The organism is Maribacter aquivivus, from assembly GCF_900142175.1.
Classification (GTDB): domain Bacteria; phylum Bacteroidota; class Bacteroidia; order Flavobacteriales; family Flavobacteriaceae; genus Maribacter; species Maribacter aquivivus.
This window is the reverse complement of the sequence record NZ_FQZX01000010.1, coordinates 2,501-5,331: the sequence shown is the minus strand read 5'-3', so window position 1 is coordinate 5,331 and position 2,831 is coordinate 2,501. Positions and strand designations below refer to the sequence as shown.

Genomic DNA, 2,831 nt, shown 5'->3' with positions numbered 1-2,831 from the left:
GACTTCGTTGGGACGAATATTTACAAAACAACGATGAAGAGTTTGATCCTGGCTCAGGATGAACGCTAGCGGCAGGCCTAACACATGCAAGTCGAGGGGTAACAGGGAGCTTGCTCCGCTGACGACCGGCGCACGGGTGCGCACCGCGTATGGAACCTACCTTGTACAGGGGAATAGCCCAGGGAAACTTGGATTAATGCCCCGTAGTACCACGCTCTGGCATCAGGATGTGGTTAAAGCCTTCGGGCGGTACAAGATGGCCATGCGTCCCATTAGTTTGTTGGTAAGGTAACGGCTTACCAAGACTACGATGGGTAGGGGCCCTGAGAGGGGGATCCCCCACACTGGTACTGAGACACGGACCAGACTCCTACGGGAGGCAGCAGTGAGGAATATTGGACAATGGAGGAGACTCTGATCCAGCCATGCCGCGTGCAGGAAGAATGCCCTATGGGTAGTAAACTGCTTTTATACAGGAAGAAAAAGAGCTACGTGTAGCTTACTGACGGTACTGTAAGAATAAGGACCGGCTAACTCCGTGCCAGCAGCCGCGGTAATACGGAGGGTCCGAGCGTTATCCGGAATTATTGGGTTTAAAGGGTCCGTAGGCGGGCCGATAAGTCAGGGGTGAAAGTTTGCAGCTCAACTGTAAAATTGCCTTTGATACTGTTGGTCTTGAGTTATAGTGAAGTTGCCGGAATATGTAGTGTAGCGGTGAAATGCATAGATATTACATAGAACACCGATTGCGAAGGCAGGTGACTAACTATATACTGACGCTGATGGACGAAAGCGTGGGGAGCGAACAGGATTAGATACCCTGGTAGTCCACGCCGTAAACGATGGATACTAGCTGTCCGAGTCCTTGAGACTTGGGCGGCCAAGCGAAAGTGATAAGTATCCCACCTGGGGAGTACGTTCGCAAGAATGAAACTCAAAGGAATTGACGGGGGCCCGCACAAGCGGTGGAGCATGTGGTTTAATTCGATGATACGCGAGGAACCTTACCAGGGCTTAAATGCATATTGACAGGTCTAGAGATAGATTTTCCTTCGGGCAATTTGCAAGGTGCTGCATGGTTGTCGTCAGCTCGTGCCGTGAGGTGTCAGGTTAAGTCCTATAACGAGCGCAACCCCTACCGTTAGTTGCCAGCATGTCATGATGGGGACTCTAACGGGACTGCCGGTGCAAACCGTGAGGAAGGTGGGGATGACGTCAAATCATCACGGCCCTTACGTCCTGGGCCACACACGTGCTACAATGGCAGGTACAGAGAGCAGCCATGTCGCAAGGCAGAGCGAATCTATAAAACCTGTCACAGTTCGGATCGGGGTCTGCAACTCGACCCCGTGAAGCTGGAATCGCTAGTAATCGGATATCAGCCATGATCCGGTGAATACGTTCCCGGGCCTTGTACACACCGCCCGTCAAGCCATGGAAGCTGGGAGTGCCTGAAGTCCGTCACCGTAAGGAGCGGCCTAGGGCAAGATCGGTAACTAGGGCTAAGTCGTAACAAGGTAGCCGTACCGGAAGGTGCGGCTGGAACACCTCCTTTCTAGAGATTGTCCTTTTAAGGACAGTCCCTGACGAAGTGAAGATGGAACTACGGTCCCGGTCTTTTGATTTAATAATAGTTTCTTTAGTAAATGTTCCAATAAATGATCTCCATAATTATGATATATAAGTAATTGCTTTTTTTGCGAGGTATTTATACCGAGAGGAAAGAGTAGGGACAGTCCCATAGCTCAGCTGGTTAGAGCGCTACACTGATAATGTAGAGGTCGGCAGTTCGAGTCTGCCTGGGACTACAAACAAGAAAATCGTTTAGCAATAGGCGGTACGTTCATTAAGTATTGAAGGAAATTTTAGAAGTTGGTTAAGACCAGTTTACAGTACGCGGTATGCGGTACACAGTACAACAGCATAAAAACTGGTTACTGGTTACTGATCACCGGCAACTTAAAACGGGGGATTAGCTCAGCTGGCTAGAGCGCCTGCCTTGCACGCAGGAGGTCATCGGTTCGACTCCGATATTCTCCACAGCGACGAAAGTCGACAACGTTCATTGACATATTGGAACAGGAGGAAATACATTTTTAATGTATTTCCGACTAAAAAAGAAAGAAACACGAATCTTTATTAAGTAAAGAGTACGAATAAAATAGAATAGATTAAAGATCTGGCGACAAGCTGGAAAAGGGCGTATGGGGAATGCCTAGGCTCTCAGAGGCGATGAAGGACGTGATAAGCTGCGAAAAGCTACGGGGATCGGCACACACGATATGATCCGTAGATATCCGAATGGGGCAACCCAGCATATTGAAGATATGTTATCCAGTAATGGAAGTAAACCCGGGGAACTGAAACATCTAAGTACCCGGAGGAGGAGAAAACAAAAGTGATTCCGATAGTAGCGGCGAGCGAAATTGGATTAGTCCAAACCGTACATGTTCCGGCATGTGCGGGGTTGTAGGACCACGACATTCGATGTGCAATGAACTAGAACGCTTTGGAAATAGCGACCATAGAGGGTGATAGTCCCGTATAGGTAAAGAGCATTAAGATAGTGGTATCCTGAGTAGTGCGGGGCACGTGAAACCCTGTATGAATCCGGCGGGACCATCCGCCAAGACTAAATACTCCTGAGAGACCGATAGTGAACCAGTACCGTGAGGGAAAGGTGAAAAGAACCGTGAATAACGGAGTGAAATAGATCCTGAAACCATACGCTTACAAGCGGTCGGAGCCCATATGGGTGACGGCGTGCCTTTTGCATAATGAGCCTACGAGTTACTTTTACTAGCAAGGTTAAGGACTTCAGGTCCGGAGCC

General features: G+C 49.1%; 2 tRNA genes and 2 rRNA genes (1 of these 4 cut by a window edge). All 4 read left to right on the top strand.

Annotation, left to right across the window (positions count from 1 at the left end):
* The first annotated feature begins 30 nt into the window (after window positions 1-30).
* A 16S ribosomal RNA gene (locus tag BUC31_RS19840) occupies window positions 31-1,555 on the top strand.
* Between the two features lie 179 nt (window positions 1,556-1,734).
* A tRNA-Ile gene (locus BUC31_RS19835) sits at window positions 1,735-1,808 on the top strand.
* Window positions 1,809-1,966: 158 nt separating this feature from the next.
* Window positions 1,967-2,040 (top strand) — tRNA-Ala (locus BUC31_RS19830).
* Between the two features lie 142 nt (window positions 2,041-2,182).
* Window positions 2,183-2,831, top strand: a 23S ribosomal RNA gene (locus tag BUC31_RS19825) (it continues 2,183 nt past the right edge of the window).
* Together the 16S and 23S rRNA genes with 2 tRNA genes alongside form the textbook arrangement of a ribosomal RNA operon.